This is a genomic window from Mucilaginibacter sp. P2_A5 (genome assembly GCF_056404995.1).
This window is the reverse complement of record NZ_JBFUCY010000022.1, coordinates 38,429-64,122: the sequence shown is the minus strand read 5'-3', so window position 1 is coordinate 64,122 and position 25,694 is coordinate 38,429. Positions and strand designations below refer to the sequence as shown.

Sequence of the window (25,694 nt, the reverse complement as noted above, 5' to 3'; positions counted from 1 at the left end):
CTGAGTTCTGAGTTCTGAGTTCTGAGTTGGCATTATGTTAAATTGACGGGTAAGCTATGCTTCGCCTTAACCTAACTCAATCAACCATGCACCCAGTCAACCACTACACCAACCACTCACACCTTCCCAATCATTTTATTAATCACGTCCCTATAGCTGTCGCTCAGGGGTACTTCGGTATTGATGAGTTTAATGCGGGCCCTGCGCAGCTGGGATACGTGCTGCAGGTTTACCAGGAAAGATTTATGTACCCGGAAAAATTGTTCAGATGGCAGTTGCAGTTCCACAGCTTTGAGGCTGATGCGCGATCACACAGGCTTTTGCTGATTAGCGAAATGTACTTTTACATAGTCTTTTAAGCCTTCAATATACTCCACCTGCTCAAAACTTATTTTGATGAGGTTATAATCGGCATGCAAAAAGAAATAGTTTTTTACCACGGGTTGGGGCACATAACTTCGGCGAAGTTCGAAAAGGTCGATGGCTTTGTGACAGGCTTTTAAAAACCTATCCAGCGGTACCGGCTTTACCAGGTAATCAATTACATCCAGCTCAAAACCTTCCAGGGCAAATTTTTCGTAAGCGGTTACAAATATTACCATCGGCTTATTGGTGAGGCTTTTGATCAGTTGCAAACCATTGATGCCGGGCATATATATGTCGCAAAATATCAGGTCAATCTGCTCCTTTTGCATGGCCAGTATGGCTTCGCCTGCATTGCGGCAGCGTGCTGCTATTTGTATGCTGTGCACGTGTTTCAGGTTGTCTTCCAACAGGTCAAGGGCCAGCGGTTCGTCGTCAATAATCAGGCATCTCATCATTTCAGTTCAATTTGCAGCATTACGATATAGGTTTGCTCGTTTTTATTGATATATAAGTTGTGTTTACCGGGATAAAGCAATTCCAGCCGCCGTTTTACGTTGGCCAGGCCTATGCCACTATCATTATCTTTTTGCTTTTCGGCTGCGTTATACACATTTTGTACCGTAAACCGAAGGGTTTCTTCATCGGCAAAAAGTGTAATCGCTATATCGGGGCTATCAATATCGCCCGTGCCATGTTTAAATGCATTCTCCACAAATGGGATCAGCAGCATGGGTTCGATAGTTTTATCAGGTGCTTTTATATCCGATTTAAAGTGAATTTTTACCTGGTCGCCAAAGCGCATTTGTTGCAGGTCGATATAACTGCGCAGGTAATCTTCTTTTTTTTGTACCGTTACCATTTCGGCATCGGTAACATATAGCATGTAACGCAATAATTGGGATAACTGTATCAGCGTAGGCTCAACTGCCGCAGGATTTAACCTGGATAACGCCACCGCGCTGTTGATCACATTAAATATAAAATGGGGACTGATCTGTGAGCGTAAAAATGCCAGTTCGGACAGGAGCGAGGCATTGGTAATATCCTTCTTTTTGTTCATCGCCCTAAACTGATCGGCAAGATAATGGTACGCGAAGCTGCCTGCGGTTATAGATAGTAACGGGAACAGTACAAATGAGGGCCCGCGCGGCACCCGGCCTTCCATGTCTTTCATGTTGGGCAATGGAAAATGTGGCCTGGCATATAATAGCACGATGTTAAACACTACAAAGGATGCCAGCAAAGCCAAAAAATAAAACCATACATTCTTTTTTAATACCTTGGGGATAAGTAAAAAGGCGTTCAGGTAAAACTCGGCGGCAAGCACCAGGTTGAAGGTGATAATACGCCCGGGCGAAAAAAAGTGCTGAGGCATGCCCCGCATGTCTGGCCGGGAGATGATGGGGGTATAAATAATAAGCGCCCAAAACAGCAGGTGGATACACACCTCGATAATAAGCGCCGGCTTTATGCGGTTAAACATGCGGGCTAAGGTAAATGCATTTATTCATCGCTGTAAATGCAATAGACGAGCGGCTTAAATGTGCCGACGAAGGGACCTTTTTAGTTGGCAGTTAGCAGTTGGCAGTGGGCAGTGGGCAGTTCCCGGTTTGTTGGCTGCGGTGGGTTTGCAGTGATGGTATTGTCACTCTCGATCGAAACTCGTGGGTATATCAACTTGGATAGCCTGATCCCGGCAAGCAGCCAACAGCCCACTGGGAACTGCCTACTGCAAACCGAGAACTGCCCACTGCAAACCGTGTCATTATTACACAATAATAGTGGAGTAATTTCCACAAACTATTATGTAATGCAATATTAAGTGCTGTTTTATGGGTTTTAACCAGTATTTAATAATTGGCATTGCAATTGAATATAACTTAATATCCTTCTCAAAGGATTGTTTTTCATAGGTAGATGTAAAGGCCGATAAAACTGCGAGAGTTTTTCGGCCTTATTTGTTTAGCACCGGCAAATTCTGCTCCCGCTAAAGCCCTTTGGTGACCAGATTGCTTCAAACGTTTTGTATAACCGGCCTCAGGCGCTGATTGAATTAAACTATTACTTGCCGGATATTCGAAAGGTTGGCTGTTTAAACCGTCACCATTATCTTTAGTCATTCACCAGCCTTTTTTTGCCACCATAACCGGTTATCGTAACCCTCACTACATTGGCGTCAACCTGCAAGCTACGCGATGATTGCGACAAGTAAGTTGAACCATAATAAAATTCCACCCTTTTTTTGCTGCCGTTTTTATAAGTGATATCGGCGTAAAAATCATCTGCTTTTAGCTTGATGTACTTTTTAGACTTAATACCAATACTGCTTTGACGGTAAACCTTCAGGCTATCCTGGTTTTGCGTGGCAACTAAAACGTCGCCTCCCTTGGCGGATTGTATGGTGGCCAATCCCTTGGCATCGCCGTTAATAAACAGGCCGCTTTTAGCCACAGATAGGGGAGCGAAGCCGCCTTTGCCATTACCTTTCAAGTACAAGCCCATGAAGGCATCATGTCGGCCGGTAAAGGGCTCCATGCCAAAGTCGTTACCTGCCATTACCAGGTCCAGGTTGCCGTCCTGGTCAATGTCTTCGGCAACCATGCCGTACACGGGTGCCATTTGTGTGCCTAATGGCATAGGGCTTATTGTAAATTTGCCGTTTCCTTTATTGGTAATAAAGCTGGTGTTCATATCGGTGGCTTTCATGATCACCGCGTTTTCTTTGTCTTTGTCGTTCCATAAATCGTCCATGGTAGCTTTGCCGAAGCCCCGATAGCTTGGGTATTTTTTACGGATAGATATCAGCTGACTTATCAAATCGTCGCGGGTGTGCATTGGGAAGGGTTTTTGCAAACCGTCCCCGGCCTTCATGTAGCAAAATATCATAGAGTCGAATGAGCCGTTGCCATCAAGGTCTTTACCCATAATGGTCATTGGTTGTGCAAAAGTCGCTTTGTAATTTGAATTTTGGCCCAGGTTGCCGGCCACATAATCCACCTGGCCATCGTTATTAAAATCACCGGAAACAATACTGTTCCACCAGCCAACGTGGTCGTCAATTCCTGTTTTAAGTTTCGTAAAACCATTACCGGTATTTTTGTAGAAGCTTACCGGCATCCACTCGCCAACCACAACCAGGTCAACAAGGCCGTCGCTATCAAAATCAGACCATAGCGCATCGGTAATCATCCCGCCGCGAACCAGTTCGGGGCAAAGCTGGGCGGCTACGTCGGTAAATTTGCCGCCATCATTCCTGAAAATATGGGTCACCGGCGATGATGGGTAAGCTCCCGAAACAGACCGCCCGCCTACAAACAGGTCAAGGTCTCCATCGCGGTCAAAATCGGCAGCCCGTACGCAGGAGCCATTATCGTACTCAACCGGCACTGCGCCAAAGCTTTTGGTAAACTGCCCCTTGCCATTGTTTATATACAAACGGTCTTGTGCGCTGGTATGGTCTTTCGGGAATTCATAGCTGCCGCTAACTACATATAAATCAAGGAAGCCATCGCCATTGGCATCAAACAACAGTGCGCCCATATCTTCTTCTTCCTTGAAACTATCGTTTAAAAAACGGTTATTGTCCATCGTAAACTTACCGTCGGCACCCTGCATAAAAAATACGCCTTTATTGCCTGCCGATCCGCCGATATAAAAATCATCATAGCCGTTGTTATCAATATCGCCCACAGCTATTGATGGCCCGTATTGGCTTAGTTTATGCGGGAGTGTTGGCTGGATGTTATAGTCGATGGCATCTTTTTCCTGGTGCACATATTTGATACCCAATTGGCTTGCTGCTGATTGGAATACCGGTGTACGCTCCACCGGAAGTTGCGGACTGTAATTGCCCGAACCGTTTTTGTATAGCAGGTTGATAGTTTGATTTGCCTTGATATTTTTTACCAATTCGGTTTTGCCATCGGCCCAGCGGATGCGCAATGAATCAATCTCATTGGCTGTGCCGATACCGAAATGTGCTTTGGCATCATCGGTGCTCATATAGCCGCGGCAGGGTTGCTGATCGTAAAATTGCTGCTTGCCCTGGTAGTAAATACGCAGGGTTGCACCAATACCATCAAGGTTTTTACTATCACCAGTTAGTTTAACGGTGAGGTAATGGTGCGTTTTATCTACCTGTGTTTTGCTATTCAGCTTGTTTTCGTAAACAAAGGCATCGTCATCAATATTGTTGATCACCAGGTCAAGGTCGCCATCGTTATCAAGATCGGCATAAACGCCGCCGGTCGAAAAAGTTGGCTTAACAATACCCCAGTTTTTCGACTGATCGGCAAACATATAACCGCCCTGGTTTTTAAAAGCATAACTGGCCGTTTTAACAACCGGGAACGAGTCGGCCGCAGCCAGCGTGCGGTTTTCCTTTACAGTACGGCCCTGGTCGTTACTGTAAAGGGCATGGTCAAGGTCGGTTACGTCTCGTGGGTAGCCGTTGGTAATCACCATATCGCGGTAGCCATCGTTATCAAAATCGGCCACTAAGGGCGTCCAGCTCCAGTCGGTTTGGTAGATGCCTGCCATGTAGGCTATTTCGCTGAACTGGGTGTGCCCCAGCGGCGTTTGTCCCTGGTTTAATTGCAATACGTTACGAATGTATTGATGCTCGTAATTAAACTTTTTGTTGTTGATGTAGGTAATGTAGTTATCGCCCATCAGCATGGTTTTTTTACGCACATTTTCTTCTGGCAGCATCTCTAACGATACCAGGTCGGGCAGGCCGTCGTTATTGATGTCTACCATATCCGACCCCATTACCGACCAGCCGGTATGTTTAAAGTATTCGCCTGCGCGGTTGGTAAATGTTCCGTTTTTATTGTTGATGTATAGCACATCGTTTGATATAAAATCATTGCCTACATAAATATCAGGCCAACCATCGTTGTTGATATCAGTTACCGATACCGAGTTGCCAAAACCCTCAATTAAAATTCCTGCCTCTTTAGTAACATTGCTAAAGGTGCCGTTACTGTTATTGCGGTACAGTCGGTCGTTATTTTCGGCGCTGCCATCAGTCAGTTTAGGGCGATAGGCCACAGGAGTGGTTTTGCCTAAAAAGTTGGTTAGCAGGTACATGTCCAGGTCGCCATCATGGTCGTAGTCAAAAAAAATGGCCTGTGTGCTGTAGCCGTTATCATCTAATCCGTACGCCTTTGCTTCATCTTTAAAAGTGGGTATACCATCTTTATTGTTGCCCTGGTTAATGTACAGCATGTTACGGCGCTGTTCGGGAGTTGATTTAAACGACGCGCAAACGTAAATATCCATTTTGCCGTCGCTATTAATATCTACAACAGATACACCCGCGCTCCATTTGCCTTCGCCATCAACGCAGGCTGTGTTGGTTATATCAGTAAATTTTAAATCGCCTTTGTTGAGGAATAGCTTGTTGGCCACCATGTTGCCTGCAAAATAAACGTCGGGCAGGCCATCGTTATTAAAATCGCCTATGCCTACGCCGCCGCCGTTGTACAAATAAGGATGGTTAAGAATGTTGATACTATCGCTTGGGCTCAGGGTGTTCTTAAAATCGATGCCGGTTTGCGATGCATCTAATAGTTTAAAAAGGGTAGGACCGTCCTGTTTGCGCGAGCAGCCGGCCGCTAAAAAAAACAATAGTACAAGGGGGAGTTTAAACTTAATGAGTAGAGGTTTTATCATGTAATTACAATGAAAATTTAATAATGGTTTATGCTTTGGCCGAGCTTTAAGTTACTGAATGCTATACAGTAAGCGCACGTAAAGAAAATGGATTTTGATATAACCGATTCTGCAAATCATCTCAATATTTCGTCAAATTGTATCGCTCAATATATGTTTATGGATTTACTGTTAGCTTTGATGGATACCCTATCCGGGCCAATTAACCTTTATTAATTTTATCGGAACCCATATATGAATAAACTTTACTTTACTGTTTTTGCTGTTGCCTTGTTGTTTGCCTGTAATAAAAATAATGGGTGGAAAAAATTAGCCGAAAATCCCAATTACATCCATCGGTCGGTACGCGAGGTTAGCGAGGTAATGCTGCATGATATTTATTCGCCGCCGGTGGCAAGTCGTATCTATGCCTATATTACCGTTGCAGGGTATGAGGCCGCACGTAACGGCAACACAAACTACCTGTCGCTTGCGGGACAGGTAAAAGGGTTGGATTCAATCCCCAAACCGGAAGCCGGCAAAAAATACTGCTACAATTTAGCCGCCGCACATGCCATTTTAACGGTTGGGAAAATCCTGGTCATGTCCGAAGGCCGGATAGAGGCTTTTCACACGGAGTTGATGGATGAATTTAAAAATACCGGCATGCCCGACGACGTATATCAAAACTCGATAACTTATGGAAAGTTGATTGCCGACCGGATCATTAAATGGGCGGGCAAGGATAATTACAAGCATACCCGTTCATTATCAAAATACGATGTGCAAACAGATGACGCCACCTGGAAGCCAACACCACCGGCCTATATGAAAGGTGTGGAGCCGCACTGGAACGAAATACGCCCATTTTTGCTGGATTCGGCACAGCAGTTTAAGCCTGCAAAAGCTGTAGATTTTTCGAAGGAACCCACCAGTTATTTTTATAAACTGGCTGTTGCCGTTAGGGATGCAGGCCAACATTTAACACCAGAACAAAGCGCGATAGCTATTTATTGGGACGATAACCCGTTTAAGGTTAATACCAATGGGCATACCATGTTTGCCACCAAAAAAATATCGCCGGGAGGCCATTGGATAAACATTGCGGGGCTGGTTTGCCGCAAGGCAAAAGCCGACTACGTCCGTTCGTCCGAGACCTATGCCTGCCTGGCTGTTGTAATTGCCGATAGCTTTATAAATTGCTGGGACGAAAAGTACAAAAGCAAGGTCATTCGCCCCGAAACCTATATTAACCAATACATTGATCAAAATTGGATGCCGTTGCTGCAAACCCCGCCGTTCCCCGAATATACCAGCGGGCATAGCGTAGTTTCAAATGCATCGGCAGTTGTACTTGGCAAGCTGTTTGGCGATAATTTTGCCTTTACCGATTCTACCGAGGTGGAGTTTAGCATCCCGGCACGGAAATTTAAATCATTTAAAGCAGCGGCCGACGAGGCGGCCATCAGCCGGTTTTATGGCGGCATCCACTATATGCCATCTATTGTAAATGGCGTTGATGAAGGGAGGCGTATCGGAAACTTCGCGATCAACAAGCTAAAGACACGTGAGTAGTATCAAGCAGTAAGTATCAAGTATCAAGACAGCTGCCTTGTTTAGTATCAATTATCAAGACCGCTACCTTGTTTAGTATCAAGTAGTAAGTCAAAAATCTTGATACTTACTACTTGATACTATAATTAATAATCTTCAGGTTCTTTTTGTTTTGTTGATACTCGGTAGGGGTAGTGCCAAATTGTTTTAAAAAGTTACGGCCCAGGTGCGATTGTGAGCTGTAGCCTACCATATTGGCAACCTCGTAAACCTTGTAATCGCCATCCTCCAACAGTTTTGCGGCAGCCTTAAGGCGGGTTATATTTATAAGCTCGTTGATGGTTAAGTTGGATATAGCTTTAATTTTACGGTACAACGTAGGCTTGCTCATGTTCATCAGGCTGGCAATATGCTCCACATCAAGGTCGGGGTTTTGAATGTTGTGGTTAATTACAGCGTTAAGCTTATCCAAAAAGCTTTCATCCGGTTTGGAGTAGGCCATGGTTTTAATATTTGCCAGCGGCGAACTTGCAAAATGATCTTTAATTTTATTGCGGTTAATAAGCAAATTGGCTATTTGCACCTGCAAATGCTCTGGCGAAAACGGTTTTTCGATATAGGCATCCGCGCCTACTTCCAGGCCTTCTATTTTGCTTTGCAGGGTGTTTTTGGCCGTGAGCAATATGATAGGAATGTGGCTGTAATCAAATGTGGTTTTGATGCGTTTGCATAATTCAAAGCCATCAATGCCTGGCATCATTACATCGCTTATGATAAGCTGAATGTTTTCAATTTCTATCATATCCAATGCTTCCTGGCCGTTAAGTGCTTTTATTACAGCGTATTTATCGCCCAGGTCATCCGAAATAAAATCAAGGATCTCGGGATTGTCATCCACTAAAAGTATAATCGGTTTCATAAAGTCAAAATTTTCTTCTTTAATAATATCGGTTAGTTCATAATCGCCGGGAGTAGTGTGCAGGTCAAATTCTTTTTCCTGGTGAATAGGTAAGGTCAGGTTAAAAATATTAAAGTCGTTGATGGATTTATTCAATGCTAGTAAACCTTTATGCAGTTCGGCAAGTGAACGTGAAAGCGAAAGACCTATCCCCGTACCAATTTGCTTTTCTGATTCCTTCATCCTGAAAAATGGCTCAAAAATCTTTTCGCGCATTTCATAGGGTACAATGTAGCCGTTGTTCCTTATTTCGATGGTAAATGTATTATCGCCCGGTTCTGATTTTAATAATTCCACTTCTATCGCGTTTTCGCCGTATTTGATGGCATTGTTAATGAGGTTACTTATTATTTTGGTAAAAGCCTCAATATCAACGTAGGCGTAACGGGTTTTATCAATACTCAACAAGGTATATTGTTGCCCCTTTTGTTCGGCCAGGGGCTTAAACCTCAAAAATATATCGGCCAGCAAATCGGCAATGTTTGTTTTTACAAAGCTCAGGCTAAAGCCATTGGTTTCTGTTTTCCTGAAATCAAGCAGCTGGTTTGTAAGATCAAGCAGCCGGTTGGTGTTTTTCTCCATGATTTTCAGGTTATTCTGAATTTCGGGCACATGCTCCGATCTTTTGATCACCTTTTCCATAGGCCCTTTAATGAGGGTTAGGGGAGTACGTATTTCATGGGCCACATTGGTGAAAAATTCAATTTTTGCATTATATATCTGCTTTTCTTTATCGCTCTCCAGTATCTCTATCAACCGTTTATTGCGCTGTTTGTTGCGGTTATGGTATTGGCTTAGCAGGTAATAGCAAATAAAAATAACCAGCATTGCATACAGGATATAAGCCCATATGCTTGCCCAAAAAGGCGGCGCTATGTTTATTTCAAGCGTGGTTTCTTTGGTGGTCCAAACACCATTGTTATTGGCGGCCTTCACTATAAAAGTATAATGGCCGGGCTGTAGCTGTGTAAAGTATACTTTCCGGTTTCGCTTTAAATCGGTCCAGCCCTTGTCAAGCCCCTTCATGGTGTACTTATACTGGGTCATCTCGGGCGATGGATAGCTTAAAGCGGCAAAATCAATACTAAAGGAAGACTGGTTGTAATTTAAATTTATTTTTTTTGTGTAGATGATTGACTGGCTAAGCAGGGAATCGGCCCCTTTTACCGTGATTTCTTTATTATGAACCTGGAAACCTGTTATATATACCGGGGCTACGTAGTTGTTATTGTTAAAGCCGGCCGGGTTAAAACTTATCATGCCCTTAACACAGCCAAAATACATAGTGCCATCGGTATCCTTAAATGCCGAGTTGTAGTTAAACTGATCGCTTAGCAACCCATTGGCTTTAGTATATACCTTAATTGTATTGGTATTTATATTAAGACAAACCAGGCCGCGGGACGTGCTTACCCATAGGTTTTTATGATCATCCTCCAGCATCCGGAACACATAATTACTGGGAAAGCCATTGTCCAGATCGTAAAATTTAAAATCGTTTTTTACCGGGTCATGTCGCCATAAGCCAAGGCCATCGGTTGCAAACCATAAAATGTGGTTACTATCTTCAAACGCCCCGTTTACAGTAATACCATTTAGCGCATTTTTTACCGGGTAATTATAGGGCACATGATAGCTGGTGTCTTGTATAGGATCATACCGGTAAATACCATCGCGCACCGTGGCAATCCAAAGCATCCCGGCACGATCTTCAACAATGTCGTAAATAAAATCCCAGACAGGTATTTTATCAATCAGCGTAAAGTCTTTCTCCTTGCGGTTGTACAGGTAAAAGCCTCTGGTAGCACCAATATATATATTGCCGTCGCGCGTTTTGCGGAAACATATTACAAAATTACTTTTTAACGTTTTGCTATCTTTTCCGGCTATGTAAACTTTTACTACTTTCCCGGTGGGGATATCCATAATATCCAGGCCGCGCTCAAATGTGCCTATAAAAAGATTTTTCCCGTCGGCAATTAGTCCATGAATGTTAGTATTAGTTATATCTGTGTTGCCACCGGGAAGGTAATGTGTCCAGGTATGTTTATCGGCGCTCAGCTTGTTCAGGCCATTATCTTCGGTACCCATCCACAGATTGCCATAATCGTCTTTGCAAATTTCGCGCACAACATTGCCCTTGAGCGAGTTTTTCTCGTCGCCTGGGTAAAATTTATTAAAGGTTGAATATTGTTTGGGGTAATAGTTTACACCACCAAAATAGGTGCCTGCCCACATACCACCTTCCATGTCGTGGCATAAAGTGTAAACAGCATTATCAGATATGGAATACGGGTCATTATATTTCTTCCGGAGGTTCAAAAAAGTGCCATGCACATCATCATAAATAAATATGCCCGATTCTGTAGCCAGCCAAAATTCGTGCTCGGCATATTTAGTAAAATCCCTTACATATATCTCGGTTTTGTTTTTGTTATAGGTTAACAGGTCGCGGTACGCGCCGGTTGCGCAGTCAAAATCCTTAAAGCCCTGGCTTGTTGTAGCTATAAATATTTTGTTATTACCAGCACTAAATATTTTTTCGACAAAATTTGATGGCGCCCATTTGGAGTGGCTGGTTATGCTGTAGCTTTTAAATGAATTATGAACAGTGTCCATTTGTTCAATGCTGCCCCTGCTGGTGGATACCCATATAGCCCCATCGCTGTTTTGGGCAATGCCCGTTGCCTCAAAATGTTGCTGCGGAAAGTAATCGGTAATTTGTTTTGTTTTGGTGTTGTATTTGATGAGCGAAGCACCCGCAACGTACCAGCAGTTATTGTAATTGTCAAAAGCAATACTCCGCACACCATTGGTATTAAGAGAATTTACACGTGTAAAACTTTCTGTTTTACTATCAAATTTGTCAATCCCCTCATCGGTACCAACCCATAGGTTGCCATCGTGGTCAAGCGCCAGGGCATGCACCATATTGCTGCAGATACTTTTATTGTTTTTGGGATTATGCCTGAAAATCCTGAAGGTATAACCATCAAAACGGTTTAAACCATCGCGTGTGCCAAACCACAAAAAACCCTGTTTATCCTGCAGGCTGCAGTAAACGGTATTGTTTGACAAGCCCTGCTCAACCTGGTAATGCCTGAAATAATAAGGCTGTGCATTACAGATATTGAAGGGGAGTACGAAGAGTAAAAAAAATAAATATGCAGGTTTCAAAATCGATCGCTTAAACAAATATAGCCATTCTGGGCAAGGGTTTTCGTCTGAATAAAAATTGATACTTTTTGACTAATTATTGAGATGATTTGGTTAATAAGGAGCACGCTAAATCCTTTTTCTTTACATCGTGATTTTAGATATGTCAACATTACATTTTTAAAATCAACATTTAACCAATAAAAAATCAATTTATGAGAAAATTTTTACTACTCAGGCATGGGGGGCCCTCCCGCGTGCAATGGCCGCCCAGTAAATGGTGCCAAAAAGTAACATTAGTTGTATTTTCCGTCATGAGCTGTCTGCTTTTTTCGCTTGGTGCATCGGCACAGGTGAAGGTAACGGGAACGGTAACCGATACCACCGGCGAAGCGCTTACCGGCGTTGCCGTACGTATTAAAGGCGCTCAGGGCGGCTCAACAACCGATGTAAAAGGGCAATTCAGTTTAACCGTACCCAATGCCAATAGCGTACTGCTACTAAGCTACATTGGCTTCGCAACAACCGAGTTTCCGCTGAACGGACAAACCAGTATCAGGGTGCGCCTGAAGGCAACCAACTCATCGCTGCAGGAAGTGGTGGTTACAGGTTATGGCTCGCAAAAAAAGGAGTCAATAACCGGTGCAATCTCCAGCGTAACCAGTAAAGATCTCGACCGTGTACATGCCGGATCGACGGTGAGTACAGGTTTGGCCGGCAAAATTCCGGGGGTAACCTTCAGAATGTCCGAAGGCCGGCCTGGTGCAAGCGCCAGTATCCAAATCCGTAACATGGGTTCGCCGTTGTACGTGATCGACGGTATCCAGCAGGATGAAGGCCAGTTTAATAACCTTGCTCCAAATGACGTGGAAAGTATTACGGTGTTAAAAGATGGTTCGGCAGCTATTTACGGTGTACGTGCGGCAAACGGTGTTGTGGTGGTGACTACCAAAAAAGGTAGTGGTGATGCGCGCATTAACATTGATGCTTATACCGGTTATCAAAACTGGTACAGGTTCCCCAATGTGTTAACCAACTCGTACGATTATATGCGTTACCGTGCCGAAGCTGAGGTAAATAGCAATGGATCAACCCAGATAACCCCGGCCGAGCTTGAAAAATACAAGACCGGTACCGAAAAAGGTTATCAAAGCTTTAACTGGCGCGATTACGTGTTAAAGGCAAATAATAACGCCCCTCAAAACTCCGTGAATGCCAACTTTACCGGTGGTACCGATAGGGTTAACTATTATGTATCGGCAACCAACCTGTACCAGAACTCGCAGTTAGGTAAAGAGTACAAATTTAACCGTTCCAATATCCAGTCAAACGTTTCGGTTAAGGTCGCTGCCGGTTTAAAAGTAAGTTTAGACATTAACGGCCGTATTGAAACCCGCGAAAACCCGGGTGTTCCGGGGGGCGACGACTACTTTTTGGCCAGGTATGCTGTTTTAAGAAACACGCCCTTAGAGCGTCCGTACGCCAATGACAATCCTGCTTATTTGAACGATATCGGTCATACCGAATCAAATTACGCGTTCCTCAACAAAAAATTATCAGGTCTTTATCACAGCGATTGGCGCGTTTTACAAACCAACTTTGGTGCAGAGTATCAAATTCCGGGCATAAAAGGTTTAACTGTTAAAGGTTTATATTCCTATTACCTTGCCGATTATTTGCTGAATAACCAGGAGTATACTTATAATGCCTATACCTATAGGCCGGCAACCGATACTTACGATGTAACCGGTGGCAGTACCAACCCTTGGAGAGAGCGCGAACAGCGTAAAGAGTTTGCCAAAACTTACCAATGGCAAATTAACTACAACAATACCTTCGGCAAGCATACTATAGGCGCTACTTTCGTATCCGAGCGTATTGAATTACAACACCTGCGTAACTGGCTGCATGCTTCACCTGTATCCAATAATTTACCGCTTATTTATTTCCCTATAACGGATAGGTATGATGACAGCGATGATAAAGAAGCACGTACAGGTTACATCGGTCGGTTTAACTATAATTACGACAATAAATATTACTTTGAGGCTTCGGCAAGGCGCGACGCATCATACCTGTTTGCCCCAGATAAACGTGTGGGCTATTTCCCCGGTGCATCTGTTGGATGGAGAATTACGCAGGAACATTTTGTTAGCAGCCTGTTGGGCGAAAATAGTGTGCTTAACGATCTAAAATTAAGGGCATCATACGGTGTATTGGGAGATGACAGAAACCTGATCGGTGCTTATTCCTACATTCCCGGTTACAACTATAATCAAGGTACGGCAATCATAGGCGGCAACCCGCTGGTAACCTCAAGAGATAAGGGGATTGTAACCAAAAATATATCATGGCTAAAAAGTAAAATATTTGACGTTGGTGCCGATTTCAGTTTCCTCAATAACCATTTAAGCGGTACGGTAGATTATTTTTATCGTAAGCGCACGGGCCTGCTTGCACGTAAGTATGATGTAGTACTGCCTTCGGAAGTAGGATATGACCTGCCGCAGGAAAATTTAAACAGCGATGCGCAGTATGGTGAGGAGATATCGCTTAATTACGCTAACAAAATAGGCGCTTTTGCTTATAACATTGGTGGTAACTTCTCTTATTCGCGTTCCAAAAATCTGCAGCAATACAAGCCGTTATTTAACAATTCGCTCGATCAATACCGTAACTCGGCGGCAAACAGGTATGCTCATATCGATTGGGGCTACCAGGTTATTGGCCAGTTTACGTCACAGGAACAGATCAATAATTACAAGATCAACAACGACGGTAAGGGCAATATTTCCCTGCTACCAGGCGATTTGATGTACAAGGATCAAAATAACGATGGACGGATTGACCAGTACGACGAGCGCCCTATTGGTTTTGGTTACGGTACGCAACCCAACATTAATTTTGGATTTACCTTAGGCGGCGCATATAAAGGCTTTGACTTTCATGCTGATTTTTCGGGAGGCGCCGGCTATACCTGGTTCCAGAACTGGGAGACACGCTGGGCTTTCCAAAACAACGGCAACTTAAATGCCATTTTTACCGATAGGTACCACCATTCGGATCCATTTGATGTAAACAGTCCGTGGGTTCCGGGCAAATATCCGGCAAACAGGGTTAATCCCGGATTTGGTCATGCCGATTATGAGTTGAATGGCCAGCGTAACTCCACTTACTGGCTGCATAATGTAAAATACCTGCGTGCCCGAACGCTTGAGTTAGGTTATTCGTTGCCGGCCAACATGTTAACAAAGGTGAAGATCAGGAAAGCGAGATTTTATGTTAACGCATACAACATGTTTTCATTTGATAACCTGAAACAATACGCGGTTGATCCGGAAGTAACAGATGATAACGGGCTTCAGTTTCCTCAAAGCAAGGTACTTAACTTCGGTGTTAATTTAACCTTTTAATTATCCCTTAAGTTTAAATTCAATGAAAAAAATAACTATAACAACCATGTTTGCAGCACTGTTAATTACAGGTGCATGTAAAAAAGACAGCGAGTTCCTGGATGTGCCGCCAAAGCAGATCGTATCTGCTGATGTAGCGTTTTCAGATCCGGCGCTTGTACTGTCTATCTTAGGCGATCTTTATAACAGGCAGGTAGATTTTTCTGGTCTGGACAATGGCTGGTCGTCCTTTACCGATTTTAGCGAGGCATTCCCATCAGAAAACGGAAGCTATTTCTTTGTACAAAGAACAGGCTGGGGCTTTGGCGAATGGGGTTTATATGATTACACCTACATCAGGGACCTTAACCTGTTTATTGAGCGTGCTACGGCCGCTACCAAACTTACGGATGATGTTAAAAATGGCTTTATTGCCGAAGGCAGGTTTTTGCGTGCCAACTTTTACTTCGAGATGGTAAAAAGAATGGGCGGTGTACCACTCATCACGAAATCATTAGATTACGATTTTTCGGGCAACGTAACACCGCTGCAAATACCACGCGCCAAAGAATCGGAAGTATATGATTTTATCATCAGCGAAGCCGAAGCGATTAAAGATCTGGCCACCAACGTTAACGATAAATCAAGGGCGTCAAAAGGCGCTATCCTGGCCATGGAGGCAAGGGCAGCCTTATATGCCGCCTCAATTGCTAAATATGGCGCTACAACGCCATTGGTTACTTTGCCAGGTAACGAAGTAGGTATACCTGCAAGCATGGCAACCGGCTACTATACCAAAGCCCTTACTGCTGCAAAGGCTATTATCAGTGGCAGCGCGGGCAACTACCAGTTATACAAATCCCTTCCGGATCCGAGCGACAACTTTGCCAACCTTTTCCTGGATAAAACCAGCCCCGAATCAATCTTTGTGGAAGATTTTAAAGCAAACGGTGGTAAAACACATGGCTTTACAACCAACGATCAGCCCTTTTCTATCTCAGATGAAGGTTTAGATGCGGGCAGGTTAAACCCATCATTAAACCTGGTAGAAGCGTTTGAAAAACTGGATAATACTTATGCGCCTATGGCTACTAAAGATGGCTCAGGCGATCCTATTTATTATGCCAGCCAGTTAGATATATTTGCTGGCCGAGATGCCAGGCTTGCCGGCACGGTGCTGTTGCCAAACGGTTTGTTTAAAGGAAAACGTACCGATGTAATGGCCGGTTACCAGTTGGCTAACGGAACTGTTATCAGCAGCGGCGATGCCACACAATTACAGGAGGTACCAGGCTTAGGCCGCGTGCAGGTTGTAGGAAAAGATGGCCCGGTTAACGGTGCCGAGTTTCGGACACAAACAGGTTTTTATATCCGCAAATACCTTGATCCTACTGTAGGCTCCGGCCGTCGTGGCCGTGGTAGTGATGTTAACTTCATCCGCTATCGTTACGCCGAAGTTTTGTTAAACGCGGCTGAGGCATCTGCCGAGCTGGGCGATTATGCTACAGCTTCAATTTATATTAACCAGGTACGTGCAAGGGCGGGCCTTACCACACCGCTTGTATTAACCCCGGCTAATTATTTTGACAGGATAGTACACGAACGCCGTGTTGAGCTTGCTTTTGAAGGGCATACCTTGTTTGATATGAAACGCTGGAGGCTGGCCCACATTGTTTGGGATGGTAATACCATGGACGTTGCCGATTTGGTAAGCAATATTGGCAATGCTAAAAAACACAATACCCAGCCTTTTGGTTTGTGGCCATATAAATATTACAACCCGGGCAATGCCAATAACGGCAAATGGATTTTTAAAGAGGTAAAACCAAGTCCGGTTACGGGCTCAAACAGGTTCCAGTTTGGTAATTATTATTCACAAATTTCGGATGACGTTATCTCGAAAAATCCGAAAATCGTTAAACAACCAAATCAATAGGTATTAATTAAAATAACATCATGAAAATAAAATTTCATCATATCATAATAACGCTCTTACTTGCAACCACGGGCTGTAAGAAGGATAACTACGACGCGCCATCGGTAACGCTAAAAGGGCATTTAACCTACAAAGGAGATAATATTAATGTTGAAACCAACCAGGTGCCTTTCGATATTTATCAGCCTGGATTCGGCAAGTCCGGATCAATCAGGGGATTTTTTGACCAGGAAGGCGCTTACTCGTTGTTGCTGTTCAATGGTAATTATAAATTTACCATGCCCGCCAACCAGGGTCCGTTTTTATGGAAGGAACTTAGTCCCGGAAAACGTGATACTGTTGCCATAAACTTAAGCGGCAATCAAACTATAGATATTGAAGTAACACCCTATTACATGTTACGTGAGGCAAAGTTTACCACTGCCAGTAAAAAGGTAACAGCGGTATTTAATATCGAGAAAGTTATTGCCGGCGTTGATGCAAAGGATATTGAACGTGTTACTTTATACCTTGGTAAAACCCAGTTTGTATCCGAAAACGGCGATAACCGTATCGCCAGGACTGATTTGGCGGGTTCGGCAGTTAGTGGCCTTAACAATGTTTCGTTAACTGTTAATATACCAACTATTACGCCTACCCAAAACTATGTTTTTGCCCGGGTTGGGCTAAAAATTGCAGGCGTTGAAGATATGATCTATACGCCTGTAACAAAAGTGTCCTTCTAAGTTAATAATTGGTTGGGGTCGTACTGTGCGGTGCGGCCCCTTTTTGTATCAAGTAGTTAGTAGCAAGTAGCAAGACTGCTGCCCTTTAGTAGAAAGTATCGGGTATCAAGACAGCTACCATTTAGTATCAAGTAGCAAGTATCAGGTATCAAGACAGTTGCAAATACGGTACCTTTAATCACAATAAAATCTTGATACTTGATACTAATTACTTGATACTTATGAATTTATTCTAATAAAACTAATGAAAAAACTGAATTTATGCCTTGCGGTTTTTACTGCTGCCTGTTTATCGGCTAATGCGCAGCAAAGCGGCTGGCACCTTATCAAAACAAAAATTACCACACCCTGGGCCGATAAGGTCGACCCAAAAGCGCCGCTGCCGGAGTATCCGCGTCCGCAGTTGGTAAGGGGTAACTGGCAAAACCTGAATGGATTGTGGGATTACGCCATAGTACAAAAAAGTATCGCAGGCCCTGCAAAGTATGAAGGTAAGATATTGGTTCCTTTCGCTGTGGAATCCGCGCTTTCGGGCGTTGGCAAAACGGTAGGGAAGGATAGCGTGTTATGGTATAAAACGACCATCACCCTCAATAAAAACTTAAAAGGGAAAGATGTATTACTGCATTTTGGTGCTGTTGACTGGCGTACCGAAGTATTTGTAAACGGTGTAAGCGCCGGCAAACACGAAGGGGGCTTTGATCCCTTTACCTTCAATATCACCCCTTATTTAAAAGGCGGTGCCAAACAAGAAATTAAAGTGAGTGTGTGGGATCCCACAGATGATGGCCCGCAGCCACGCGGTAAACAGGTAAAAAATCCCGAAGGGATCTGGTACACGCCTGTAACCGGTATATGGCAAACCGTTTGGCTGGAGGGCGTTGCCAAAACGCATATTGAAGCCACCAAACAAACCCCCGATATTGATAATCATACATTAACTGTTTCGGCCGAAGTAACCGATAACCAGCCCGGCGACCAACTAAAAATATCGGCATGGGACGGCAAAACCAAAGTTGACGAAAAAATAGTTGATGCAGGTGCTGCCGCTGTTTTGGATATAAAGGACGAAAAATTATGGTCGACAACAGATCCTTTCCTGTACGATTTGCAGGTGGCCGTTATCCGCAAGGGTAAGCCGGTTGATGAGGTAAAAAGCTATTTTGCTATGCGCAAAATTTCGCTTGGTGCCGATGCCAATGGCGTGCAGCGCATGTTGCTGAACAACAAGTTTGTATTTGAATACGGCCCGCTTGACCAGGGCTGGTGGCCCGATGGTTTGTATACCCCGCCAACTTACGAGGCCATGAGCTACGATATTGACCAGTTAAAAGCCATGGGCTTTAACATGATACGTAAGCACATTAAGGTTGAGCCTGCCCGCTATTACAATTACTGCGATAAAACAGGTATGCTGCTTTGGCAGGATATGCCAAGCGGCGATTTGGGTAACCACTGGGAAAACCGCCCAGGCGTGTTGGATAAAGCTACCGACCAGCAACGCACGCCCGAATCTGAAGATTATTACCGCAAGGAGTGGAACGCCATCATCAACTCATTGTACAACTACCCCTGTATTGTGGTATGGACACCATTTAACGAAGCCTGGGGACAATTTAAAACAGTTGAAATTACAGAATGGACGATGAAAAAAGATCCATCGCGCCTGGTGAACAGTGCCAGCGGGGGGAATTTTTACGATACCGGAAACATGGTGGATTTGCACAATTACCCGCACCCTGCAATGCCGCGGCCCGAGATTTTTGGTAAAACCAAAGCCGTGGTACTGGGCGAGTTTGGCGGCCTTGGCTGGCCTGTTGACGGGCATACCTGGCAAGCCAACAAAAACTGGGGTTACCAGAACTTTAAGAACGGCGACGACCTGCTAAAACGATACATCACTTTTACCGATAGGTTACAGGAACTTATAAAACTTGGCCTTTCGGCAGCTGTGTATACCCAAACCACCGATGTAGAAGGAGAGGTAAACGGTTTTATGACTTATGATCGTAAAGTGATTAAAATGCCTGTGGATTTGTTACACAAAGAAAACGTGAAACTTTACGACCCGGCGTTAGTGAAATAAATGATAGTAACGATTTAGCAGCGCTAAACTGTGTAGCTATCCACGAGTACAAACAACAAAAAAAAGCGTGAATAATTCTCTTAAAACGGAGATAACTTAATTCGCAGAAATAAAATTTTAGAACCCTCTCCTTTGGAGAGGGCAGGGTGAGGCTAATATACTTAATATGAGTAATTTCAATAAGATAGGGACAGGCTTTTGCTTAATTGCATTAGCTGCATGCGGCAATATTTATACAGCATCGGCACAAGCAGTAAAGGCATCGGTAGTAGCAAAGGTTAATAACCGGCAGATGAATACCAATTACGTTAATAACCGGGCGCCACTGCAGCACGAATATTTTACCAAACTGCCGGTAGGCAGCATTAAAGCAGGCGGCTGGCTAAAAAAAGCGTTGGAGTTACAGCGTGATGGCCTTACCGGTAACCTGGGCGAAATAAGTGTTTGGCTATCAAAAACTAACAACGCCTGGCTAAATAAAGAAGGTAAAGGCGAATATGGATGGGAAGAATTACCTTACTGGTTAAAAGGCTACGCCAACATTGGCTATATGCTGGGCGATCAAAAGATTATTAAAGAAGCCAAATTCTGGATTGATGCGGTATTAAATAACCAGCGCGATAACGGCGATTTTGGCCCGGCCCGTATCAATAAAGGTAACCGCGACCTGTGGACAAACATGCCGATGCTTTGGTGCCTGCAATCGTACTATGAGTACACTAAAGATCCGAGGGTTATCCCGTTCATGACCAAATATTTTAAGTATGAACTATCGGTGCCCGATGATCAGTTTTTAGAAGATTACTGGGAAAACAGCCGTGGCGGCGATAATATGCTGAGTGTTTACTGGCTGTACAACCGCACCGGCGATAAATTCCTGCTGGATTTGGCTGCCAAGCTGGATAAAAATACCGCTAACTGGCGCCAGGCCAATAACCTGCCCAACTGGCATAATGTAAACGTAGCACAATGCTTTCGCGAACCGGCAACTTTTTACCTGCAGAGCCATGAGCCAAAGGATCTGGCTGCTACTTATAACGATTTTAGCCTTATCCGTAAAATATATGGCCAGGTACCCGGCGGTATGTTTGGCGCCGATGAAAATGCCCGCAAAGGTTATGACGACCCACGCCAGGCTGTAGAAACCTGCGGCATGGTTGAGCAAATGACATCAGATCAAATGCTGTTAGGATCAACCGGCGATACCTTTTGGGCATCAAACTGCGAGGATGTGGCATTCAACACGTTTTCGGCGGCGTTTATGCCCGACTATCGTTCTTTAAGGTATTTAACTGCGCCTAACATGGTGCTTAGCGATGGCAAAAACCACAGCCCCGGCATTGCCAATGAAGGTCCGTTTTTAATGATGAATCCTTTTAGCAGCCGTTGCTGCCAGCACAACCACGCGGCAGGCTGGGTATACTATGTCGAAAATAGCTGGATGGCTACACCCGATAATGGCATTGTAGCCCAATTGTATACTCAAGGCCAGGTATCGGCAAAAGTTGGCAAAGGTGTAAATGTAAATATTGTAGAGGCCACCAAATATCCTTTTGAAGACCAGGTAACCTTTAAAGTAAATGCGTCAAAAACGGTTGCTTTTCCGCTTTACCTGCGTATACCGGAATGGTGTAAGGCTGCATCAGTAAAGGTAAACGGCATTCCTGTAAAATTAAATACCACCGCAGGCGACTATATAAAACTGGACAAAACCTGGAAAAACGGCGATAAGATAACCCTGCATTTACCTATGCAATTAAAAGTACGCCGGTGGGAGCAAAATAAGAATAGCGTGAGCGTAAACTACGGTCCGCTAACTTATTCGCTCAAAATTGATGAGCAATATACCAGGGAAGATAGCCGCACTACAACGCAGGGTGATTCGCATTGGCAGCCTACGGCCGATCCGCAAAAATGGCCGTCGTATGAAATTCACGCTGCATCTGATTGGAACTACGGTTTGGTAATTGACCAGGAACATCCTGAGAAATCAATTGAAATTATTCACCGTGCATGGCCTAAAAACAACAATCCATTCACAAACGCCAATGCCCCGATTGAGTTGAGGACAAAGGGCAAACAAATTCCCGGATGGGCAATTGATCAATATGGCCTTTGTGGTGTGCTGCCTCAAAGCCCTGTTAAAACCAGACAGCCAACAGTCAATTTAACATTGGTGCCTATGGGCGGCGCAAGGTTAAGAATTTCGTCGTTCCCGGTAGCAGAGTAAATATAACAGCTAATGAAAAGCCTTAAATTTATAACAGCATTCACCGCATTGGCCACGATGTGTTTAACCGTTGTGGCTCAGCCTAAGGAAGGGGCTATCACCCGGCAACCACCATCGCCGCTGTATCGCGATCCCATTTATGATGGCGCTGCCGACCCGGTATTGGTTTTTAACCGTGCCGAAAAGGAGTGGACGATGCTGTATACCCAGCGCCGGGCCAACGTACAATCGCCGGGTGTGGCATATTGTTATGGCACGGCTATAGGTGTAGCGGTGTCAAAAGATCATGGGCATAGCTGGGTATATAAAGGCGCGTTAAATTTAGAACACGGACAGGGCCAGAATACTTTCTGGGCGCCGGATGTTGTTTATCAAAACGGCGTTTACCATATGTTTGTAGTTTACATCAAAGGTGTTTACAGCCAATGGGGCGGCGATTCGCAACTGGTACATTATACCAGTAAAAACCTGTGGGATTGGAAATATGAAGGTCCTCTTCATCTGCCCGATCATAATATCATCGACCCAACGCTGATAAAACTGCCCGATGGAAAATGGCATATGTGGTATAAAGATCAAAAGCTGAACAGCATAACCATGACTGCTCAAAGTACCGACCTGGTGAATTGGAAGGTTGATGATAAACCCGCCATAGGTGGGCGTGCCCACGAAGGCCCCAAGATATTCTGGTTTAAAAACTATTACTGGATGATAACCGACGAATGGCAGGGCCAGCGCGTGTACCGTTCAAAAGATGCGCAAACCTGGGAACACCAGGGCCTTATATTGGATAAACCCGGCCACCGTAACGAGGATACGCCAACGGGTGCCCATGCCGATGTAGTGGTGAGCGGCGATCATGCCTATATCATTTATTTTACCCACCCCGGCCGTAAAACACATGGGGATAACGGGGGGCTGGATAAAGACGGGGTTTATTCTTACTCAACCAGGCGCACGTCTATACATGCTGCCGAACTTGAATTTGATGGCAGCACTTTGGTGTGCGACAGGGATAAACCCTTTAACTTTTGGCTGGCCGATATTGTAAACTGACGGATGATGAAAATGGGGATAACAAAGATATGGCTTGCCGGTATGTTAATCCCGCTGATGGCTTGTGGACAAGAAAAAATGCCTGTAAAAGCAAGTAATTCAGTCGATATCCTCTGGGATCAGTCCACCCTAAAACAAGTATCTGCCGGTGGTGGCAACTATGCCCGTGCCATACAACTTAGCAACGGCTACCTGCTTTGCGTTTATGAAGGCGATGGCGGAATTCAGAGTACGGTGAGTACCAACCTGGGCAAAACATGGTTGGCACCGGTAAAAGTGGCATCATCCGTTGCCGGGGTTAATATGGCTGTACCCGATATTTTGGAGCTGAAAGACCACTCGTTGCTGGTATCCTATAATCCCCGGCCACACAAAGTAAATGGCGGGACAGATACTACTAAACACTTTGCCATCGTCACCAAAAAAAGTTACGACGAAGGTAAAACCTGGACTGATGAACGCTTGATATGCCAGGCGGGCTACCGGTTTGAGGATGGCTGTTGGGAGCCATCGCAATTGCAGCTGCCATCCGGCGAAATTCAGTTGTTTTATTCTGACGAGGGCATCTATACACAATCGAATGAGCAAAATATTTCGCTTTTCAGATCGTTCGATGGCGGCCTCACCTGGACGAAGAAACCCGAAATAGTATCATTCACGCCCGGCCATCGCGACGGGATGCCTGTGCCTGTTTTGTTAAAAGGGACAAGAGAGATAGTGTTTTCCATCGAAGATAATGGCGGCGGCCAGTTTAAGCCCTCAGTCATTCGCAACAGCATTGCGCAAAACTGGCAAAAAACTGTTGGGCCTGGCGATACTGAACGCACTTATGCCATTACACCCAGGTTGCCGCAGGCGGTTTACGCCGGCGCACCTTATTTGCGGCAGTTGCATAGCGGGCAAACAATTTTATCGTACCAAAGCACTCAAAACCGGGATAGCAATGGCGATTTGGCCTGTATGCAGGTGGCCGTTGGTGATAATAGTGCAAAAAACTTTAAAAATGTAAGCACGCCATTTATCGTACCTTTAAACAAGCATGGCTTGTGGAATTCGCTGTGCGTGCTTAGTGACGATACCATTATCGCCTTAACATCAACAGATGCTTATGGCAGCAACGCTATCTGGATGATAAAAGGACATTTAACCAATAAAAAATTGAATTAAACTATTAAACACTTATACATGCAAACTAAATTAAAAGTATTGGCCATTGCTTTAATAATGCCATTGAGCATGAAGCTGGCGGCCCAGCAAAAAGCAACAGCACCCGTTTGGAGCCCTCAAAAAGCCAATGCCTGGTACGCCAAAAACCAATGGCTGGTAGGCAGCGATTTTATCCCCAGCAACGCCATTAACCAATTGGAAATGTGGCAGGCCGATACCTTCGACCCGAAGACTATCGATAAGGAACTGGGCTATGCGCAGGGCATTGGCATGAATGTAATGCGTGTGTTTTTACACCACCTGGCCTGGCAGCAAGATCCAGCCGGCTTTAAAAAACGGGTGAACGAATACCTGGCCATATCCAGCAAACACGGCATTAAAACCATGTTTGTGTTTTTTGACGATTGCTGGAACAAGGTGCCAAAAACAGGTAAACAACCCGAGCCAAAACCGGGCATCCACAATTCGGGCTGGGCGCAGGACCCCGGCCAGCCGGCATCTGAAGAGATGGCCAACTCGCCCGTATTGGAAAAATACGTAAAGGACGTATTAACCACTTTTAAGGCAGATAAGCGCGTATTGCTTTGGGATTTATATAACGAGCCAGGTAACTCCGGTAAAGGGAACAAAAGTTTACCACTGCTTAAAAACATATTTAAATGGGCCCGCCAGGTTAACCCAGGCCAGCCGCTAAGTGCAGGTGTATGGTCATGGGGATTAGAGGATTTAAACAAGTTCCAGATAGCTAATTCGGATGTAACTACTTATCACGATTATTCGCCGGTTGATGATCACCTGAAAACAGTACAATTCCTAAAAATGATTGGCCGCCCCTTAATTTGTACCGAATATATGGCCCGCCCGCGTAACAGTACATTTGCAACCATATTGCCCATGCTGAAAAAAGAAAATGTAGGCGCCATAAACTGGGGCTTCGTAACCGGCAAAACTAATACCATTTACGCCTGGGATACCCCAATGCCCGATGGCGCCGAACCAAAACTGTGGTTCCACGATATTTTTCACAAAGATGGTACGCCATATAAAACCGAAGAAACAGAACTGATTAAAAGTCTGACAGGACGGGGGAAATAGATTTCAGATGTGCAGATTTGGAGTACCATGACATATTGGAAAATCCCGGACTTAGAAGTTTTTAAAACGTTAAGTCTTTCGCCGGCTTATCATCACCCCTTCAGAATTTCGCGAAATTTTCAGACTATACAAAAATAGAAGACTGTCATATTGAGATACGAAAGATCTATTCGCTAACTTTTCTATCGGTCATGCACAGCTGGCAAATCCTTCGTACCCCAGGATGAGAGGAAAATTGGATATCTCATGGGTGGCCTGTCGAAGGGTCTCGCGGAGAGTCCTTTATCCGCTATGGTTCGACAGGCTCACCATGACAGC

At 44.5% G+C, this 25,694-nt stretch carries 15 protein-coding genes; 9 read left to right on the top strand and 6 right to left on the bottom strand.

Going from position 1 to position 25,694, the window contains the following annotated elements; all coding sequences use genetic code 11:
• Positions 1 to 116: 116 nt before the first annotated feature.
• The 5 genes from AC1DXF_RS19570 to AC1DXF_RS19550 form a co-directional block, all read right to left on the bottom strand.
• The gene (locus AC1DXF_RS19570) at positions 117 to 302 is read right to left on the bottom strand and encodes a LytTR family transcriptional regulator DNA-binding domain-containing protein (RefSeq protein ID WP_477450421.1); all 186 of its coding nucleotides are present in this window, start codon (positions 300 to 302) and stop codon (positions 117 to 119) included.
• A gap of 6 nt (positions 303 to 308) precedes the next feature.
• Positions 309 to 821 carry a LytR/AlgR family response regulator transcription factor gene (locus tag AC1DXF_RS19565; RefSeq protein ID WP_477450387.1) on the bottom strand — a complete coding sequence of 171 codons (513 nt, stop codon included), beginning with the start codon at positions 819 to 821 and terminating at the stop codon, positions 309 to 311.
• Positions 818 to 1,849: a sensor histidine kinase gene (locus AC1DXF_RS19560; protein ID WP_477450386.1), complete on the bottom strand. Its 1,032-nt coding sequence runs from the start codon at positions 1,847 to 1,849 to the stop codon at positions 818 to 820. The genes AC1DXF_RS19565 and AC1DXF_RS19560 overlap by 4 nt, the downstream gene beginning before the upstream one ends.
• 424 nt (positions 1,850 to 2,273) lie before the next feature.
• Complete coding sequence (locus tag AC1DXF_RS19555) at positions 2,274 to 2,486, bottom strand: hypothetical protein (RefSeq protein ID WP_477450385.1); 213 nt, start codon at positions 2,484 to 2,486, stop codon at positions 2,274 to 2,276.
• Complete coding sequence (locus AC1DXF_RS19550; RefSeq protein ID WP_477450384.1) at positions 2,479 to 6,042, bottom strand: VCBS repeat-containing protein; 3,564 nt, start codon at positions 6,040 to 6,042, stop codon at positions 2,479 to 2,481. Before AC1DXF_RS19550 ends, AC1DXF_RS19555 begins: the two co-directional genes overlap by 8 nt.
• 234 nt (positions 6,043 to 6,276) lie before the next feature.
• Between AC1DXF_RS19550 and AC1DXF_RS19545 the strand changes: the two genes are divergently transcribed.
• Positions 6,277 to 7,596, top strand: coding sequence for a vanadium-dependent haloperoxidase (locus tag AC1DXF_RS19545; RefSeq protein WP_477450383.1), 1,320 nt, complete (start codon positions 6,277 to 6,279; stop codon positions 7,594 to 7,596).
• Positions 7,597 to 7,705: 109 nt separating this feature from the next.
• On the opposite strand, the gene AC1DXF_RS19540 is transcribed toward AC1DXF_RS19545, so the two are convergent.
• The gene (locus AC1DXF_RS19540; protein WP_477450382.1) at positions 7,706 to 11,710 is read right to left on the bottom strand and encodes a hybrid sensor histidine kinase/response regulator transcription factor; all 4,005 of its coding nucleotides are present in this window, start codon (positions 11,708 to 11,710) and stop codon (positions 7,706 to 7,708) included.
• Between the two features lie 293 nt (positions 11,711 to 12,003).
• Here AC1DXF_RS19540 and AC1DXF_RS19535 point away from each other — a divergent pair, with 293 nt between their 5' ends.
• From AC1DXF_RS19535 to AC1DXF_RS19500, 8 genes are all read left to right on the top strand, one after another.
• Positions 12,004 to 15,102 (top strand): SusC/RagA family TonB-linked outer membrane protein, encoded by a 3,099-nt coding sequence (locus AC1DXF_RS19535; protein ID WP_477450381.1) that lies wholly within the window; start codon positions 12,004 to 12,006, stop codon positions 15,100 to 15,102.
• A 22-nt stretch (positions 15,103 to 15,124) separates the two neighbouring features.
• Positions 15,125 to 17,017: a RagB/SusD family nutrient uptake outer membrane protein gene (locus AC1DXF_RS19530; RefSeq protein WP_477450380.1), complete on the top strand. Its 1,893-nt coding sequence runs from the start codon at positions 15,125 to 15,127 to the stop codon at positions 17,015 to 17,017.
• A gap of 20 nt (positions 17,018 to 17,037) precedes the next feature.
• Positions 17,038 to 17,742, top strand: a complete 705-nt coding sequence (locus AC1DXF_RS19525) for a DUF3823 domain-containing protein (RefSeq protein WP_477450379.1) — start codon at positions 17,038 to 17,040, stop codon at positions 17,740 to 17,742.
• Positions 17,743 to 17,986: 244 nt separating this feature from the next.
• Positions 17,987 to 19,828, top strand: coding sequence for a glycoside hydrolase family 2 protein (locus AC1DXF_RS19520; RefSeq protein ID WP_477450378.1), 1,842 nt, complete (start codon positions 17,987 to 17,989; stop codon positions 19,826 to 19,828).
• A 166-nt stretch (positions 19,829 to 19,994) separates the two neighbouring features.
• Positions 19,995 to 22,058, top strand: a complete 2,064-nt coding sequence (locus tag AC1DXF_RS19515; protein WP_477450377.1) for a beta-L-arabinofuranosidase domain-containing protein — start codon at positions 19,995 to 19,997, stop codon at positions 22,056 to 22,058.
• Between the two features lie 12 nt (positions 22,059 to 22,070).
• Positions 22,071 to 23,114, top strand: a complete 1,044-nt coding sequence (locus tag AC1DXF_RS19510; protein WP_477450376.1) for a family 43 glycosylhydrolase — start codon at positions 22,071 to 22,073, stop codon at positions 23,112 to 23,114.
• 12 nt (positions 23,115 to 23,126) lie between these two features.
• A complete protein-coding gene (locus AC1DXF_RS19505; RefSeq protein ID WP_477450375.1) occupies positions 23,127 to 24,281 on the top strand; it encodes a sialidase family protein in 1,155 nt (384 codons plus the stop codon).
• 18 nt (positions 24,282 to 24,299) lie between these two features.
• On the top strand, positions 24,300 to 25,376 hold the full coding sequence (locus AC1DXF_RS19500) for a cellulase family glycosylhydrolase (RefSeq protein ID WP_477450374.1): 1,077 nt from the start codon (positions 24,300 to 24,302) through the stop codon (positions 25,374 to 25,376).
• Positions 25,377 to 25,694 lie beyond the last annotated feature (318 nt).

What these genes read in the sequence shown, in the direction of transcription:
- AC1DXF_RS19500 (WP_477450374.1), top strand. Translation starts at nt 24,300, where the DNA reads ATGCAAACTAAATTAAAAGTATTGGCCATTGCTTTAATAATGCCATTG.
- AC1DXF_RS19505 (WP_477450375.1), top strand. Translation starts at nt 23,127, where the DNA reads ATGGGGATAACAAAGATATGGCTTGCCGGTATGTTAATCCCGCTGATG.
- AC1DXF_RS19555 (WP_477450385.1), bottom strand. Translation starts at nt 2,486, where the DNA reads ATGACTAAAGATAATGGTGACGGTTTAAACAGCCAACCTTTCGAATAT.
- AC1DXF_RS19535 (WP_477450381.1), top strand. Translation starts at nt 12,004, where the DNA reads ATGAGCTGTCTGCTTTTTTCGCTTGGTGCATCGGCACAGGTGAAGGTA.
- AC1DXF_RS19545 (WP_477450383.1), top strand. Translation starts at nt 6,277, where the DNA reads ATGAATAAACTTTACTTTACTGTTTTTGCTGTTGCCTTGTTGTTTGCC.
- AC1DXF_RS19560 (WP_477450386.1), bottom strand. Translation starts at nt 1,849, where the DNA reads ATGTTTAACCGCATAAAGCCGGCGCTTATTATCGAGGTGTGTATCCAC.
- AC1DXF_RS19515 (WP_477450377.1), top strand. Translation starts at nt 19,995, where the DNA reads ATGAGTAATTTCAATAAGATAGGGACAGGCTTTTGCTTAATTGCATTA.
- AC1DXF_RS19550 (WP_477450384.1), bottom strand. Translation starts at nt 6,042, where the DNA reads ATGATAAAACCTCTACTCATTAAGTTTAAACTCCCCCTTGTACTATTG.
- AC1DXF_RS19520 (WP_477450378.1), top strand. Translation starts at nt 17,987, where the DNA reads ATGAAAAAACTGAATTTATGCCTTGCGGTTTTTACTGCTGCCTGTTTA.
- AC1DXF_RS19510 (WP_477450376.1), top strand. Translation starts at nt 22,071, where the DNA reads ATGAAAAGCCTTAAATTTATAACAGCATTCACCGCATTGGCCACGATG.
- AC1DXF_RS19565 (WP_477450387.1), bottom strand. Translation starts at nt 821, where the DNA reads ATGATGAGATGCCTGATTATTGACGACGAACCGCTGGCCCTTGACCTG.
- AC1DXF_RS19530 (WP_477450380.1), top strand. Translation starts at nt 15,125, where the DNA reads ATGAAAAAAATAACTATAACAACCATGTTTGCAGCACTGTTAATTACA.
- AC1DXF_RS19525 (WP_477450379.1), top strand. Translation starts at nt 17,038, where the DNA reads ATGAAAATAAAATTTCATCATATCATAATAACGCTCTTACTTGCAACC.